Consider the following 400-nt stretch of genomic DNA (forward strand, 5'->3'; position numbering starts at 1 on the left):
ATGCATATTGGTGGTGGAAAAGGTGCTATGTCATTCGGTAAAAGTAAAGCTCGTATGTTATCTAAAGATGAGATTAAGATTACTTTTTCTGATGTAGCTGGTTGCGATGAAGCTAAGGAAGAAGTTAGTGAATTGGTTGAATATTTAAGAGAACCTAGTCGTTTTCAAAAATTAGGTGGTAAAATTCCAAAAGGAATTTTAATGGTTGGTCCTCCAGGAACAGGTAAAACATTACTTGCAAAAGCTATAGCAGGAGAAGCTAAAGTTCCTTTTTTTACTATTTCTGGCTCTGATTTTGTGGAAATGTTTGTCGGAGTAGGGGCGTCGAGAGTACGTGATATGTTTGAACATTCTAGAAAATCTGCTCCGTGTATAATATTTATTGATGAAATTGATGCTG

General features: G+C 35.8%; 1 protein-coding gene. It reads left to right on the top strand.

Annotated elements, in window-relative coordinates; genetic code table 11:
* A partial coding sequence (locus LDP10_RS03050) for an AAA family ATPase (RefSeq protein WP_265197268.1) occupies nt 1–400 on the top strand: 400 nt, incomplete at both ends.

Source organism: Buchnera aphidicola (Pemphigus obesinymphae) (genome assembly GCF_026122815.1).
GTDB lineage: Bacteria > Pseudomonadota > Gammaproteobacteria > Enterobacterales > Enterobacteriaceae > Buchnera_C > Buchnera_C aphidicola_BJ.